General features: G+C 61.3%; 17 protein-coding genes. 13 read left to right on the top strand and 4 right to left on the bottom strand.

Annotation, left to right across the window (positions count from 1 at the left end; all coding sequences use genetic code 11):
• Positions 1 to 131: 131 nt before the first annotated feature.
• The 3 genes from DSM107133_RS03250 to DSM107133_RS03260 form a co-directional block, all read right to left on the bottom strand.
• A complete protein-coding gene (locus DSM107133_RS03250) occupies positions 132 to 761 on the bottom strand; it encodes a glutathione S-transferase family protein (RefSeq protein WP_114291517.1) in 630 nt (209 codons plus the stop codon).
• Positions 762 to 764: 3 nt separating this feature from the next.
• Positions 765 to 1,358: an OsmC family protein gene (locus DSM107133_RS03255; protein ID WP_114291518.1), complete on the bottom strand. Its 594-nt coding sequence runs from the start codon at positions 1,356 to 1,358 to the stop codon at positions 765 to 767.
• Between the two features lie 89 nt (positions 1,359 to 1,447).
• On the bottom strand, positions 1,448 to 1,762 hold the full coding sequence (locus DSM107133_RS03260) for a DUF1244 domain-containing protein (protein ID WP_114291519.1): 315 nt from the start codon (positions 1,760 to 1,762) through the stop codon (positions 1,448 to 1,450).
• 279 nt (positions 1,763 to 2,041) lie between these two features.
• Between DSM107133_RS03260 and pyk the strand changes: the two genes are divergently transcribed.
• The 11 genes from pyk (at position 2,042) to mscL (ending at position 11,291) form a co-directional block, all read left to right on the top strand.
• Entirely contained in the window at positions 2,042 to 3,487 is a 1,446-nt protein-coding gene (gene pyk / locus DSM107133_RS03265; protein ID WP_114291520.1) for a pyruvate kinase, read from the top strand.
• An 11-nt stretch (positions 3,488 to 3,498) separates the two neighbouring features.
• The gene (locus DSM107133_RS03270; protein ID WP_240310329.1) at positions 3,499 to 3,744 is read left to right on the top strand and encodes a hypothetical protein; all 246 of its coding nucleotides are present in this window, start codon (positions 3,499 to 3,501) and stop codon (positions 3,742 to 3,744) included.
• Positions 3,745 to 3,893: 149 nt separating this feature from the next.
• Complete coding sequence (gene rpmI / locus DSM107133_RS03275) at positions 3,894 to 4,094, top strand: 50S ribosomal protein L35 (RefSeq protein WP_114291521.1); 201 nt, start codon at positions 3,894 to 3,896, stop codon at positions 4,092 to 4,094.
• A 15-nt stretch (positions 4,095 to 4,109) separates the two neighbouring features.
• A complete protein-coding gene (rplT, locus tag DSM107133_RS03280; protein ID WP_028957079.1) occupies positions 4,110 to 4,475 on the top strand; it encodes a 50S ribosomal protein L20 in 366 nt (121 codons plus the stop codon).
• 139 nt (positions 4,476 to 4,614) lie between these two features.
• Positions 4,615 to 5,688, top strand: a complete 1,074-nt coding sequence (gene pheS / locus DSM107133_RS03285) for a phenylalanine--tRNA ligase subunit alpha (RefSeq protein ID WP_114291522.1) — start codon at positions 4,615 to 4,617, stop codon at positions 5,686 to 5,688.
• A gap of 7 nt (positions 5,689 to 5,695) precedes the next feature.
• Entirely contained in the window at positions 5,696 to 6,004 is a 309-nt protein-coding gene (locus DSM107133_RS03290; protein ID WP_162791932.1) for a hypothetical protein, read from the top strand.
• A gap of 18 nt (positions 6,005 to 6,022) precedes the next feature.
• Positions 6,023 to 6,304 (top strand): YrhK family protein, encoded by a 282-nt coding sequence (locus tag DSM107133_RS03295; protein WP_114291523.1) that lies wholly within the window; start codon positions 6,023 to 6,025, stop codon positions 6,302 to 6,304.
• Between the two features lie 111 nt (positions 6,305 to 6,415).
• Positions 6,416 to 8,812 (top strand): phenylalanine--tRNA ligase subunit beta, encoded by a 2,397-nt coding sequence (pheT, locus tag DSM107133_RS03300; protein ID WP_114291524.1) that lies wholly within the window; start codon positions 6,416 to 6,418, stop codon positions 8,810 to 8,812.
• Entirely contained in the window at positions 8,812 to 10,260 is a 1,449-nt protein-coding gene (locus DSM107133_RS03305) for a hypothetical protein (RefSeq protein WP_114291525.1), read from the top strand. The genes pheT and DSM107133_RS03305 overlap by 1 nt, the downstream gene beginning before the upstream one ends.
• A 10-nt stretch (positions 10,261 to 10,270) precedes the next feature.
• The gene (locus DSM107133_RS03310) at positions 10,271 to 10,717 is read left to right on the top strand and encodes a YtoQ family protein (protein WP_114291526.1); all 447 of its coding nucleotides are present in this window, start codon (positions 10,271 to 10,273) and stop codon (positions 10,715 to 10,717) included.
• A gap of 142 nt (positions 10,718 to 10,859) precedes the next feature.
• Positions 10,860 to 11,291 (top strand): large conductance mechanosensitive channel protein MscL, encoded by a 432-nt coding sequence (gene mscL / locus DSM107133_RS03315; RefSeq protein WP_114291527.1) that lies wholly within the window; start codon positions 10,860 to 10,862, stop codon positions 11,289 to 11,291.
• A 110-nt stretch (positions 11,292 to 11,401) separates the two neighbouring features.
• Here the strand turns inward: mscL and ald are convergent, their stop codons facing one another.
• On the bottom strand, positions 11,402 to 12,520 hold the full coding sequence (gene ald, locus DSM107133_RS03320) for an alanine dehydrogenase (RefSeq protein WP_114291528.1): 1,119 nt from the start codon (positions 12,518 to 12,520) through the stop codon (positions 11,402 to 11,404).
• Between the two features lie 140 nt (positions 12,521 to 12,660).
• On the opposite strand from ald, the gene DSM107133_RS03325 reads away from it, so the two are divergent.
• Positions 12,661 to 13,131 carry an Lrp/AsnC family transcriptional regulator gene (locus DSM107133_RS03325; protein ID WP_114291529.1) on the top strand — a complete coding sequence of 157 codons (471 nt, stop codon included), beginning with the start codon at positions 12,661 to 12,663 and terminating at the stop codon, positions 13,129 to 13,131.
• Positions 13,128 to 14,717, top strand: a complete 1,590-nt coding sequence (locus tag DSM107133_RS03330; RefSeq protein WP_114291530.1) for a GMC family oxidoreductase N-terminal domain-containing protein — start codon at positions 13,128 to 13,130, stop codon at positions 14,715 to 14,717. The genes DSM107133_RS03325 and DSM107133_RS03330 overlap by 4 nt, the downstream gene beginning before the upstream one ends.
• Positions 14,718 to 14,758: the final 41 nt, after the last annotated feature.

Here is a 14,758-nt window from a genome sequence, read left to right on the forward strand (position 1 = left end):
ATAGAACCACTATTCTTGCGCAAATGCTTCTTGTCTGCGAAAAAATCTGTCAAACTGAGTATATAGAATTAATGGGTCCAGAGCCTAGCCGCCCAGAAACGGGCGGTCTGCTGCCTGTCCGGGCAAAAGGCCTAGGTGCGGGCGCTGGGGCGGGTCTTGATCGCCTCGTACCAGCGCAGCAGGTTCGGCGTTTCATCCGTCACGCCCATCTTGATCACGCGGGCAAAGTCGCTGAACACAAAGGCCGAGATGTCGGCAAAAGTGAAGGTGTCACCGGCCAGATAGGCGCACTCGCCCAGACGTTTTTCCAGCATTTCCTTGAACAGGGTGACCCGGACCCGACCGCGTTCAGCCAGCTGCGGGATCTGTTCAAAGTTTGCAGGCCCCGGAATCGCGCGGTCCTTCATATGGGGGTTCGAATTGCGCAGCACTTCGGCCACGGCCGCCGCCCCCTGGCTTTCGCAGATTGCATTCCATTGCAGGATTTCCGCGCGTTCATCCGGTGAGGTGCCGATCAGCGGCGGTTCAGGGTGCGTGTCCTCAAGATACATGGCAATGGCCAGGTTCTCGGTCAGCGTGGTGCCTGCATCGGTGATCAGCACCGGCAGGGTAGCGCGGGGATTCACCGCGCGAAAGGCCTCGCCCAGCTGTTCGCCCTTGGCGATGGAGATGTCGTGGGTCTCGGGCGTCAGCCCCTTCTCTGCAAGAAACATGCGTGCCCGGCGCGGGCTGGGGGCGGTAGAGCAGTCGTAAAAGATCATGGGTTACCCTTTGCGGTTTATGGTTTCGGTGCCGTTGTGAACCAGCCGGGTCGACCACGGGATCGGGTTGCGCAGGGCAAAGTGGGCCATGCAGGCACTTTCCGCTTCGTCCAGCAGTTCCTGGATGCGCTCATGCGGCTCGGGGCTGTCGATCAGCACATGGGTTTCCACCATCTCGGTTTCGCCCTCGGTCGTGTGGCCCATGTCGCGCATGGTGCTGAGGTTGGTTTTGAAACGCACCCTTTGTTCCAGCCGCAACGAGGTGATTTCGATTTTGCGGGCGGTGTAAATGTCGGTCAGGTGGGTCATCAGGCAAAAGCCGATGCCCGCACAGAAATACGCCAGCGGGGGCGGGGCCGTGTCATCGCCCACCGGTGTCTGTTCGTCGCAGTACAGGCGCAGCGGTGAAAAGCCCGGAATGTTGACCTGTACCGTGCCGGTTTTCTTCTGGCGGCCCGTGGCCTCGGCCACGAGGTTTACCTCGAAGTGCAGTGGCTCGGGAGGGCGGCCCTTTTTGAACGGGCTGGGGGTGTATTGGGTGGGCGCGGGCGGCGCGTCGGCGCGGGTGCCCACGTGGTAACGGCGTGTTTCGGTCATTGATGTCCTCCCTGACGTGCGGGGAGGGTGTCGCGGCGCACGGCCCTTGTCCAGTCACGAAGGCGCGGGCCGCCGCCACGGAAGTTGCATCAGGATTTGCCGGTGACGTTCTCGGCAAAGGCTTGCTTGAACTCGGACTGCTGGGCGCTGGAGGCATCGGTTTGATAGTTGGCTTTCCACTCGTCCATGGTCATGCCGTAGAACGCCTCGCGGCCTTCGTCCTTCGTCATGTCGATGCCGCGCTCGTTGGCGGCCTCCTGGTACCAGCGCGACAGGCAGTTGCGGCAGAAGCCTGCCAGATTCATCATGTCGATATTCTGGACGTCGGTGCGGTCTTGCATCAGGTGTTGCCGCAAACGGCGAAAGGCAGCGGCTTCAAGCTCGATCTGGGTTTGTGCGTCCATGGTATGTATCCTTTGTGGTCTGCTGCTGTGTGCCGTGGCTTTGGGTCAAAGACTGGCCTCTTTGTGCGCGGCTTCAAGGTGTGGCGCAAGCAACTGTGCCGGTTGAATGGGCCGCAGGACGTTCTGATGGCTTTCGCTTCATCGCTCAGGCGTTCACGGGCGCGTCATTTTTTGCTTCTAGGTCTTGGTCAGTTGTTATTGCGCCCGAACTGGGCAATAACGGTTGAAACGGCTTGCGGTTGACGCACAGATGCACTGAGAGAAAAGGTTAGCGCTAAAATGAGACGTAATCGGAATGTTAAGATTGTCGCCACACTTGGGCCTGCCTCGGACAGCTATGACATGATCCGTGCCCTGCACGAAGCCGGTGCAGATGTATTTCGTCTGAACATGAGCCACGGCAGCCACGAAGAGATTGCGGTAAAGCACAAGATTATCCGCCAGGTCGAAGAAGACTTGGGCAGCACCATCGGCATTCTGGCCGACCTTCAGGGCCCCAAGCTGCGTGTCGGCGTGTTTGCGGGCGACAGCGAGATGCTGGAAGAGGGTGCATCCTTTCGTCTGGATCTGGACAAGGCCGAGGGCGATGCCGCGCGCGTCTGCCTGCCGCACCCCGAGATTTTTGCAGCTTTGAAGCCCGGCGCTTCGCTGCTGGTCAATGATGGCAAGATCCGTCTGAAGGTCGAAGATTGCGGCGCGGACTTTGCCAATTGCACAGTCGTTGCAGGTGGTGTGATTTCCAACCGCAAGGGTGTGAACGTGCCCGATGTGGAACTGCCCCTTGCCGCGCTCAGTGACAAGGACCGCGCCGATCTTGAGTTTGTGTGCGATCTGGGTGTTGACTGGCTTGCGCTCAGCTTTGTGCAACGCGCAGGCGATGTGGAAGAGGCGCGCGGGCTGGCCAAGGGCCGTGCCGCGATCCTGTCCAAGATCGAAAAGCCCAGTGCCGTCGAGCGGTTCGATGAAATCCTGGCCGTCAGCGACGGTATCATGGTGGCCCGTGGCGATCTGGGGGTCGAACTGCCGGTGCAGAACGTGCCGCCGATCCAGAAACGTCTGGTGCGCAAGTGCCGCAGTGCTGCCAAGCCGGTGATCGTGGCCACGCAGATGCTGGAAAGCATGATTGAAAGCCCGATGCCGACCCGCGCCGAAGTGTCGGACGTGGCCACCGCCATTTACGAGGGGGCCGATGCGGTCATGCTCAGTGCCGAAAGCGCCGCAGGCAGCTATCCGGTCGAAGCCGTGCGTACAATGGACAATGTCGCCACCGAGGTCGAACGCGACCCGACCTATACCCAGATCATCGAAAGCAGCCGCGTCGCCAAGCGCAACAGCGTTGCCGACGGGATCGTTGCTGCCGCCCGCGAGATTGCCGAGACAACCAATATCAAGGCGATCTGCTGTTTTACCCACAGTGGCACGACCGCCCTGCTGACCGCGCGCGAACGGCCCCGCGTGCCGATCATCGCGCTGACCCCGTTGGTGGGCACCGCGCGGCGGCTGGCGCTGAGCTGGGGGTGCAATTGCGTGATCACCGAAACGATGGAGCGGTTCAAGATGGCCGTGGTCGGCGCGGCCAAGGCGGCGCGGTCCGAAGGCTTTGCCGACGAGAACGACCAGATCGTCGTGACCGCCGGTGTGCCGTTCAATGTGCCGGGAACCACAAACATCCTGCGGGTTGCCCCCTGCGATGAACGTTTGATTTTTAGCACCGATCCGGAATAGCGTTGCCCCATATGGGGCAACTTTCAAAATATCTGGATTCGGAACTGGCATTGGTTCTTGGGGTTGTCTTTGCCTTGCTGTCGATTCCGTCGATCCTGTCGGCAGTGACAGACGGCCGCTCGCCACGCGCCTCGGCGCTGACGATCCTGATTGCAGGGGGGTTGATCCTGTACGCAATTCAAACCAATCCCGGCGGCTATAGCATTGGTGACGTGCCCCACGCCTTTGTGTCTGTCGTCGCGCGCTTTATGCCCTGAGCGCCGGTGCAACCGGCTGCGGGCACGGGCGTGGCAATTAGCGCTTGCCTCGTGGGCTGATGCCTCCTATATGCACCTCTCGTTCTGCGCGTCCGGCCCACAGTGGCATGCCGAGTCGCGCGTCTACCGAACTCAAGAAGGAGACGGAAATGCCCAAGATGAAGACCAAGTCGAGCGCCAAAAAGCGCTTCAAGGTGAGTGCCACAGGCAAAGTCATCGGCAGCCAGGCTGGCAAACAGCACGGCATGATCAAGCGGACCAACAAATTCCTGCGTAACGCACGCGGCACGACAGCATTGTCGGCGCCCGATGCCAAGATCATCAAGGGCTTCATGCCCTACGACCGATAAGAAGGAGCCTGAAACATGTCACGCACCAAAGGCGGAACAGTCACCCACGCACGTCACCGTAAGATCGTCAAAGCCGCAAAAGGCTATTACGGACGTCGCAAAGCGGTATTCAAAGTTGCAACGCAGGCCGTCGACAAGGCCAACCAATACGCAACCCGCGACCGCAAGAATCGCAAGCGCAACTTCCGCGCACTGTGGATCCAACGCATCAACGCCGGCGTTCGCGCCCATGATGAATCGCTGACATACAGCCGTTTCATCAATGGTCTGAACCTGGCAGGCATCGAAGTTGACCGTAAGGTTCTGGCCGATCTGGCCGTGAACGAACCGGCGGCTTTCGCAGCCATCGTCGATCAGGCCAAAGGCGCGCTGCCCGCGTAACCTTTGACGTTTGAACCGATTTGAAAGGCCCTGCCATCCGGCGGGGCCTTTTGCGTTGCGGGGGGCATATGGCGTTGCCTCTCTTGTAATCAGCGGCTTTTCTGATAGCACGGCTGCGACATTTGAAGGACGGTTGACGATGGATGATCTCAAGCAAAAATACCTTGGCCAGATTGCCAATGCGGCCGATGAATCCGCGTTGGAAGACATCCGCGTAACGGCGGTCGGCAAAAAGGGTGAAGTGGCGCTGAAAATGCGCGAGCTGGGCAAGATGACCCCCGAGGAACGGCAAGTGGCCGGTCCTGCGCTGAACGCGCTCAAGGACGAGATCAACAGCGCGCTGGCCGCCAAAAAGGCCGCGCTGGGCGATGCTGCTCTGGACGAACGTCTGCGCTCGGAATGGCTGGACGTGTCGCTGCCGGGGCGTGGCCGCCGTGTTGGTACGATCCACCCGATCAGCCAGGTCACCGAAGAGGTCACCGCAATTTTTGGCGAGTTGGGCTTTGCGAGCGCCGAAGGGCCGCGCATCGACACCGACTGGTACAACTTCGACGCGCTGAACATCCCCGGCCACCACCCCGCGCGCGCCGAGATGGACACGTTCTATATGCACCGCGCCGAGGGCGATGACCGTGCGCCCAACGTGCTGCGCACCCACACCAGCCCCGTGCAGATCCGCACGATGGAGGCCCAGGGCGCGCCGCTGCGCATCATCTGTCCCGGCGGTGTGTACCGCGCCGATTACGACCAGACGCACACGCCGATGTTCCACCAGATCGAAGGTCTGGCGATCGACAAGGACATCTCGATGGCCAACCTGAAATGGGTGCTTGAGGAATTCTTTGCCGCTTTCTTCGAGGTCGACACGATCAAGACCCGCTTCCGCGCGTCGCACTTCCCCTTCACCGAGCCGTCGGCCGAAGTGGACATTCAATGTTCGTGGGAAAACGGCACCGTCAAAGTGGGCGAAGGCGACGACTGGCTCGAAGTGCTGGGCAGCGGCATGGTGCATCCCAAGGTCTTGCAAGCGGGCGGGATCGACCCGAACGAATGGCAGGGCTTTGCCTTTGGCATGGGGATCGACCGGATCGCGATGCTGAAATACGGCATCCCCGATTTGCGCGCGTTCTTTGATTCAGACCTGCGCTGGCTGCGGCATTACGGCTTTGCTTCGTTGGATGTGCCGACGTTGCATGGTGGGTTGAGCCGCTAAACGCCTGATGGACTGGATGTACAGCCTTAGCGGTTGGGGCGCTGACTATTATCATTGGTGGCAGCGTCGCACTCGGAAGTACCCATTTCGTTGGGAAGTCGGGCTTGGTTTTGGCGGTTTTATCCTGACCTTTTTGCCGGTTCTTGTCGGCAATTGGGGCTTTGCGATTTGGCCGTTTGGCTGGCTTTGCCTTCCCGGTCTACTCGCCGCGGATCAGCACCGCAGGCATGCAGCAAAAATCAAGGCAGATCAGATATCTGGCGCGTTTCGAACGAAGAAGCTCGTATCGTTAGGGCGCACGGAGACAAGAAAATAATACGCACGCGGAGGCCCCATGCTCTTCAGACCCGACCAGCACACCTATAGCGAAGACGACCTGCGCCGGTATGCGGCGTTTGAAATCATCTATACGCTGATCGACTTTGCGGCGGCGGGCCTGTTTCTGATCGGGTCGGTCATGTTCCTGTCCGAGGCGTGGCAGACTCCCGGCACATGGCTGTTCATCGTGGGATCGGTGCTGTTTGCCACCAAGCCCACGCTGCGCCTGATCCGTGAATTGCGGCTGGCGGCGGCAGGGGATGCGAAAGATCTGGGCAAGCGGTTCGAAAAAGACTGACATGCAAACTGTTCGGTGGTCCTTTGCGTCAGCCACGCGCCCACGCAGGTGTTGCACCCAGCCGGATTTCTTGTCATTGCAGGGCGGCATATTCCGCAGGGGTAAAAGACCATGAAATTCACGCTGTCCTGGCTCAAGTCGCATCTGGAAACCGATGCCACACTGGATGAGATCACATATGCGCTGACCGACCTCGGGCTTGAGGTTGAAGGCGTCGAAGATCGCGGGGCGGCGCTGGCGGCGTTTACCATCGGTTACGTGGAAAGCGCGGAAAAACATCCTGATGCGGACCGTTTGCGCGTCTGTCAGGTGCAGACCGACGAGGGCGTCAAACAGATCATTTGTGGCGCCCCCAACGCGCGTCAGGGCATCACCGTGGTTGTGGCCAAGCCGGGTGTTTACGTGCCGGGCATCGACACCACCATCGGTGTCGGCACGATCCGTGGCATCGAAAGCTATGGCATGATGGCGTCCGAGCGCGAGCTTGAGCTGTCGGAAGAGCATGACGGTATTATCGAGCTGGCATCGGGCGAGGTCGGGCAAACCTTCACCGACTGGTTGGCCGCGAATGATCCCGCCAAGGTCGATCCTGTGATCGAGATTGCGATTACCCCCAACCGCCCCGACGCCTTGGGCGTGCGCGGCATCGCCCGCGATCTGGCGGCGCGTGGACTTGGCACGTTGAAACCCAGCGCGGTCGATGTGGTCGAGGGCACGTTTGCCAGTGACATCAAGGTCAGCATTGACGACGACACGCTGGACGGCTGCCCGCTGTTCTGTGGCCGTGTGATCAAGGGTGTGAAAAACGGCCCCAGCCCGCAGTGGTTGCAAGACCGTCTGCGTGCCATCGGCCTGCGTCCGATCAGCTTTCTGGTCGATGTGACCAACTTCTTCACCTACGATCTGAACCGCCCCTTGCACGTCTTTGACGCGGACAAGGTTGCCGGTGACCTGCGCGTGCACCGTGCGGCGGGTGGTGAAACCATCACTGCGCTGGATGACAAGGACTATACCCTGCAAGCGGGCCAGATGGTGATTTCCGACGACAATGGCGTCGAAAGCATCGCGGGCATCATGGGCGGCGCGGCCTCGGGCTGTACTGACGAGACGGTCAATGTTTTCGTCGAAAGCGCCTATTGGGACACGGTGCAGATCGCCTATGCGGGCCGTGCGCTGAAAATCAACTCGGACGCGCGCTATCGCTTTGAACGGGGCGTTGACCCAGCGTTCACACCCGAAGGGTTGGAACATGCCGTACGGATGATCGTGGAGCATGCAGGCGGCGAAGCCTCCGAGCCGGTCTATGCCGGTGCTGTCCCCGACACCGCGCGTGCCTACAAACTGGACGCGGCGCGGGTGCAGTCGCTGGTGGGCATGGAAATCCACGAAAGCCAGCAGCGCCAGACTCTGACGGCGCTGGGCTTCCGGCTTGACGGTGACATGGCCCATGTGCCCAGCTGGCGCCCAGATGTTCAGGGCGAGGCCGATCTGGTTGAAGAGGTTGCGCGCATCGCGTCCCTGACCAAGCTGGAAGGCAAGCCGCTGCCGCGCCTGACACCCGGCGTGCCGCGTCCCGTCATGACCCCCGGCCAGCGCCGCGAGCAGATCGCACGGCGCACCACGGCGGCACTGGGCTATAATGAGCTGGTCACCTACAGCTTTATCGATCAGGCCAGTGCGGCTCTGTTCGGCGGCGGCGATGACCTGACGCGGCTGGAAAACCCGATTTCCACCGACATGAGCCATATGCGCCCCGCGCTGCTGCCCGGCCTACTGGCCGCCGCGGCCCGCAATCAGGCGCGCGGGTTTTCCAATCTGGCGTTCTTCGAGGTCGGGCCTGCCTTCCACGGTGGCGAGCCGGGCGAGCAGCACACGCTGGTCAGCGGCCTGCTGGTCGGACGCACCGGCCCCAAGGACGTGCACGGCGCTTCGCGCCTTGTAGATGTCTATGATGTCAAAGCCGACGCCGAGGCCATTCTGGCCGCCATGGGCGCGCCTGCCAAGGTGCAGATTCTGCGCGGCGCGGCCGATTGGTGGCACCCGGGCCGTCACGGCAAGATCTGCCTGGGTCCGAAAAAGGTGCTGGGCATCTTTGGCGAGGTGCATCCGCGCGTTCTGGCAGCCATGGACGTCAAAGGCCCCGCAATGGCCTTTACCCTGTGGCCGGACGAAGTTCCGATGCCGCGCAAATCCGGTGCCAGCAAGGGCGCGCTGACCATCAGCGACCTGCAGGCGGTCGAGCGTGACTTTGCCTTTGTGGTCGATGCCGAAGTCGAGGCGCTGACGCTGGTCAACGCCGCCCAGGGCGCTGACAAGGCGTTGATCGAAGACGTGCGCGTGTTCGACGAGTTCATCGGCGGCAGCCTGGGCGAGGGCAAGAAATCGCTGGCCATCACCGTGCGCCTGCAACCCACCGACAAGACGTTGAAAGAGGCCGACATCGAGGCGGTCAGCGCCAAGGTGGTCGAGAAGGTGACAAAGGCGACTGGCGGGATTCTGCGGGGGTGATGCGTCAGCTGGCCGCCCTGCTGTTTGCAACTCTTCTGACCGGAGGGGGTGCAAACGCGGGGGGCTACTGCCTGAAGCCGGTGTCTTACGACCCGCCCCGTTCAGGTCTTGAAATAAGGCAACCCCATCGGCTGGCCTCTGACCCACTGATCTATCCAGGGTATCCGTGGTTGGTGATTCATCCCACCAACCGGGGCGGTCTTTATACGATCCGGGATGAGCGCTATGAGCGGTTGCAGGCGGACTGGCCGCGCTCAGACCTGTGGAGTTACGGACACTATTTTGTCCGCCCCAATGGGCAGGTTTTCGGGATCGGGAGCCGTCCGGGCGAGCTGTTTGTGCTGCCCGAAGGCGGCGCTGCGTTCGAAAAGCTGGATTTGCCGGATTTTGACGACATCCACTATGATTTGGCCAGCGACCGGATATTGGTGTGGAAACAAGCGGATCAGTCCTTTTCCGAGGTCACTGACGATGGGCTTGTCCCCGCAAATTTTGGCAAGCTGCCAGATATACGCAACGGCGCGATGCCACGTTTTGTGCCCGAACTGGACAGTTGGGTGGCAGCGACACCGGGGCAGCTTTATATAGCGAAGTCTGGGGAGGACTGGCGCCCCTTTCGAAAGGGCTGGAGAACCCGCGCGGCGCTTTATCAACTTGAGTTCGCACCTCTTCACTTTGAGCGCGACACCGCGACCTTGACCATCAAACTTGGCAGGTACGTTCTGGTCTACCTGATGGATGATACCGGGCTGCCACGGTTCTTGTACCGGGTCGATGAGGTGGGCACGATCTGGCTGGATGGCGTCGTTTTGCCTATGATCGAAGCCGATGGGACAAGCAGAACCCTTTGGGGGCGTGTTCGCGGGTTGTCGCGGTTTGGCAAGGTCATGCAGGTAATCACGCCGTCCGGTCCGATGGAGGTTTTCGATCTGCCACTGTCAGACCGGCCCGCTGACGGGGCACATCTCACGAACTGGACATTAGGCTACGGGTCGTTTCGCCAAAGTGTCTATCATGTCCCGCCGATTTTTCACATCGGAACAGAAGCCTTCTTTTTCGACGGTAGGTCCCGTATTCCGTCCCCGCAACTCTCGATGCAGGCGTTGGGCAAATTTGCCCGGTGGGTGAACTGGCGAAGCCGTGTTTTCGTGGTTAAAGAGACGGGATGGGCCGAACTGATGCCTGATCTCAGCTTGCGTGACATCCCGTTTCCCGTGCCACTTGGTCGCTCGCCGGTCGATATGCGGATCACGGCAAGTGACTCTCTTGGCTTGGTCTTCGTATCACAGGGACAAATCTGGCACAGCTCTGATGGCGAAACCTTCAAGCAACTGACGGACGGGACGGCCGTAAAAGTGCAAGAGTTCGTCAGCGACCTGCCCAACCGCACCGACATCTTGGTGCGCGGCGCTGATGGGCTATATCTACTCAAACCAAATTGTCTCTAGGGAGTTTCTTATGTTGAAGGTCTACTTATCCGGCGAAATCCACACGGACTGGCGCGACCAGATCATTCAGGGTGCGCAAGGTCTGGACGTGTCCTTTGACAGCCCAGTCACCGATCATGCCGCCAGTGACGATTGCGGTGTGGAAATCCTTGGGGCCGAGCCGGACAAGTTCTGGCACGACCGCAAGGGGGCTTTGGTCAACGCCATCCGCACCCGCAAGGGCATTGCCGATGCCGACGTTGTGGTGGTGCGTTTCGGTGACCAATACAAACAGTGGAACGCGGCATTTGACGCGGGGCAGGCGGCGGCCTTGGGCAAATCGCTGATCGTCCTGCACGGTCCTGACCACGCCCATGCGCTGAAAGAGGTCGACGCTGCGGCTTTGGCCGTTGCCCAAGAGCCACGCCAGGTGGTCGACATCCTGCGCTATGTCCTTACCGGCAAACTGCCGGGCTGAGCCTGACCGGCTGTTTCCAATTTCGGCTAACGCCCTGCGTTCCCCGTAAAAAATGACTGCCGCGCACAAAAAGCTGTGGTAACAGGTTAACGTCGGTGTGTGGAAAACGAAAAAGCGCGCCATCATTAACGAGGGATCAGTCATGCTGAACGAATTCAAAGCTTTCATCGCCAAGGGCAATGTCATGGACATGGCCGTTGGTATTATCGTGGGCGCTGCCTTTACCGCCATCGTAAGCTCGATGGTGGCGGATCTGATCAACCCGATCATCGGCCTGTTCACCGGTGGTGTCGATTTCACCAACAACTACGCGGTTCTGTCCGGCGACGTGCCCACAGGCGCATCGCTGGAAGCGGCGCGCGAGGCTGGCGCTTCGGTCTTTGCCTATGGTTCGTTCCTGATGGCGGTCATTAACTTTCTGATCATCGCCTTCGTGGTGTTCATGCTGGTCAGGACGGTCAATCGTATCAAATCTGCCGCGGAAAAACCCGCAGAGGTGGCCCCCGATGTGCCCGCAGGCCCGTCCGAGCTGGACGTGCTGCTGGAAATCCGCGACCAGTTGGCCAAGCGTTAAGCAGGCAAAGGCCCGCGCAGATCGCTCCGCGCGGGCCTTTTCGCTTCATCTTGCCAGATAAACTCCGGGGAAGGCGCGTATGCGCCGAGGGGCAGAGCCCCTTCTGCCGCTTACAGTTTCAGCGCATCCCCGGGCGTAATTACATCCAGCCCCAAAGCCTCGCCCACGGCGGCATAGGTCAGCTTGCCCGCGTGGACGTTCAGCCCCGCCAGCAAGTGCGGATCGTCGGCACAGGCCTGTTTCCACCCCTTGTCCGCAAGCGCCAGCATGAAGGGCATCGTCGCATTGCCCAAGGCAAGGGTCGAAGTCCGCGCCACGGCCCCCGGCATATTGGCCACGCAGTAATGCATGATCCCGTCCACGTCATAGATCGGGTCCTGATGAGTGGTGGCTTTCGAGGTCTCGAAGCACCCGCCCTGGTCAATCGCCACGTCCACCAGCGCCGCACCGGGCTTCAGCTCGGACAGTTGCGCGCGGGACAGAAGTTTGGGCGCGGCGGCACCTGGGACCAGCACCGCGCCGATGATCATATCGGCGGATCGCGCCAACTCGATGGTGTTGCCTGCGCTGGCATAGCTGGTCTTGAACACACCGGCAAAGGCATCGTCCAGATAGCGCATGCGCGGCAGCGAACGGTCGAGCACGGTCACATCCGCACCCATGCCTGCGGCGACACGTGCCGCATGGGTGCCGACCACACCGCCGCCGATCACGACCACACGGGCGGGGCTGACACCCGGCACACCGCCCAGCAGCACGCCGCGCCCGCCGTTGGCCTTTTGCAGCGTCCACGCGCCCACTTGCGGGGCCAGCCGACCGGCCACCTCGGACATCGGCGCCAGCAGTGGCAGGCCGCCCGAGCGGTCGGTGACGGTTTCGTAGGCGATGCAGGTCGCGCCCGAGGCCATAAGGTCGCGGGTCTGGTCCGGGTCCGGTGCCAGATGCAGATAGGTGAACAGAATTTGCCCCTCGCGCAGCATCTTGCGCTCGATGGCTTGGGGCTCCTTGACCTTGACGATCATGTCAGCGGCGGCAAAGACCTCTTCCGCCGTACCAACGATCTGCGCGCCCGCAGCCGTGTAAGCCGTGTCTTCAAACCCCGCGCCTACGCCTGCGCCCGCCTGAATCAGGACGGTGTGGCCGTGCGCCACGGCTTCTTGTGCGGCGTTGGGTGTGATCCCGACGCGGAATTCCTGTGGTTTGATCTCTGTTGGACATCCGATTTTCATCTGCCATTCCCTGTATTGCAGTATGACGCACAGTTTATTGCCTTTCGTCCGCAAGAACCCACGAAAGGCCCCTCGCCATTTGCCCCTTTCGTCGAATAGTCTGGCGTGGAAACGCTATTATTTCGAAGGAATGTGCGCAAATGTCAGTTGACGCGACCGATCGGCGTATTCTCGAAGCGCTGCAACGCAAGGGGCGGATGTCGAATGCAGACCTGTCCGAACAGGTCAATCTCAGCGCTTCGGCTTGCCATCGGCGTGTGCAACGTCTTGAGGCCGAAGGGTACATCAAAGACTATGTTGCTCTGCTGGATGCACGCAAGATGGGCGTGTCGACCACTGTCTTTGTCGAAATCACCTTGCAAGGGCAGGCCGACGAGGTGCTGGACGCATTCGAGAAGGCCGTGCGGCGTATTCCTGATGTGCTGGAATGTCACCTGATGGCGGGCACCGCCGATTACATCCTGAAAGTCGTGGCCGAGAACACCGAGGATTTTGCACGCATCCATCGTCAGCATCTGGCGCGTCTGCCCGGTGTGGCGCAGATGCAGTCCAGTTTTGCCCTGCGCACGGTGTTCAAGACGACGGCGTTGCCGGTCTGGGGGGAAAAATGAGCGATTGGGATTACATTGTCGTCGGTGCAGGCAGCGCCGGCTGTGTGGTGTCCAAACGGCTGAGCGATGCGGGGCACCGCGTGCTGCTGCTGGAGGCAGGCGGCAAGGACAATTACCATTGGGTGCACATCCCGATGGGCTATCTCTATTGCATCGGCAATCCGCGCACCGACTGGATGTACCGCACGGCTCCGGTAGACGGTCTGAACGGGCGGTCGCTGCTCTATCCGCGCGGCAAGGTTCTGGGCGGCTGTTCATCGATCAACGGCATGTTGTACCTGCGCGGGCAGGCGGCGGATTATGACGGCTGGCGGCAGATGGGGCTGACCGGCTGGGGCTGGGATGACGTGCTGCCCTATTTCAAGAAATCCGAGGATTACGTTGATGGACCGTCGGACATGCACGGGGCAGGCGGCGAATGGCGGGTGGAAAACCAGCGCCTGCACTGGGACCTGCTGGACGACTGGATGGAGGCGGCGGCGGCTTGGGGGCTGCCCAAGGTCAGCGACTTTAACACCGGCGACAACGAGGGTGTGGGATATTTCCGCGTCAACCAGCGGGGCGGCTGGCGGATGAACACGGCCAAGGCCTTCCTGCGCACCGCGACAGGCAAGACGCTAAAAGTCGAAACGCAGGCCCACACCCGCCGAATCCTGATCGAGGACGGGCGCGCCGTGGGCGTGGAATACGACCGTGCCGGTGTGACCCGTCAGGCGCGGGCCGGGGCCGAGGTGATCCTGTGCGCTGGTGCGGTCAACAGCCCGCAAATCCTGCAACTGTCGGGCATCGGACCGGGCGATCTGCTGCAAGATCATGGCATTGCCGTCCAGCAGGACGCGCCGCAAGTGGGGGCCAATTTGCAAGACCACCTGCAATTGCGCTGCGCGTGGCGCCTGTCAGGAGCAAAGACGCTGAACACCATGGCCAACAGCCTGTGGGGCAAGGCGATGATCGGCATGGAATACGCCCTGCGCCGCAGCGGGCCGATGTCGATGGCGCCCAGCCAGTTGGGGGCCTTCAGCAAGTCGCGCCCGGATCTGGCAACGGCGGATCTGGAATATCACGTGCAGCCGCTGTCGCTCGAGGCGTTTGGCCAGCCCTTGCACAATTTCCCCGCCATCACCGCCAGCGTCTGCAACCTGCGCCCCGAAAGCCGTGGAACGGTGCAGATTACCTCGGCGGACCCACACGAGGCACCGGAGATCGCGCCCAACTACCTGTCGACCGAAGGCGACCGGCAGGTGGCGCGGGATGCCATCCGGCAGGTGCGGGCGATCATGGCCCAGACGCCGATGCAGCGCTATGCGCCCAAGGAGATGAAGCCGGGCGCGCAGGCGCAGACCGATGCGGAACTGGCACAGGCAGCGGGCGATGTGGGCACGACGATCTTTCATCCCACCTGTACCGTGCGCATGGGTGGCGATGATGCACCGCTGGACGCCGAGTTGCGCCTGCGCGGGGTGGGCGGCCTGCGCGTGGTGGATGCCAGCGCTATGCCAGCGATCCCCAGCGGCAACACCAATGCACCGACGATCATGATGGCGGAAAAGGCCAGCGACATGATCCTGGCCGCAGCGCGGGGCTGAGGGCGATTCGCCAGCCCTTGAAAACAACAAACCCCCGCAGG

The sequence above is a fragment of the Pseudosulfitobacter sp. DSM 107133 genome (genome assembly GCF_022788695.1).
Classification (GTDB): domain Bacteria; phylum Pseudomonadota; class Alphaproteobacteria; order Rhodobacterales; family Rhodobacteraceae; genus Pseudosulfitobacter.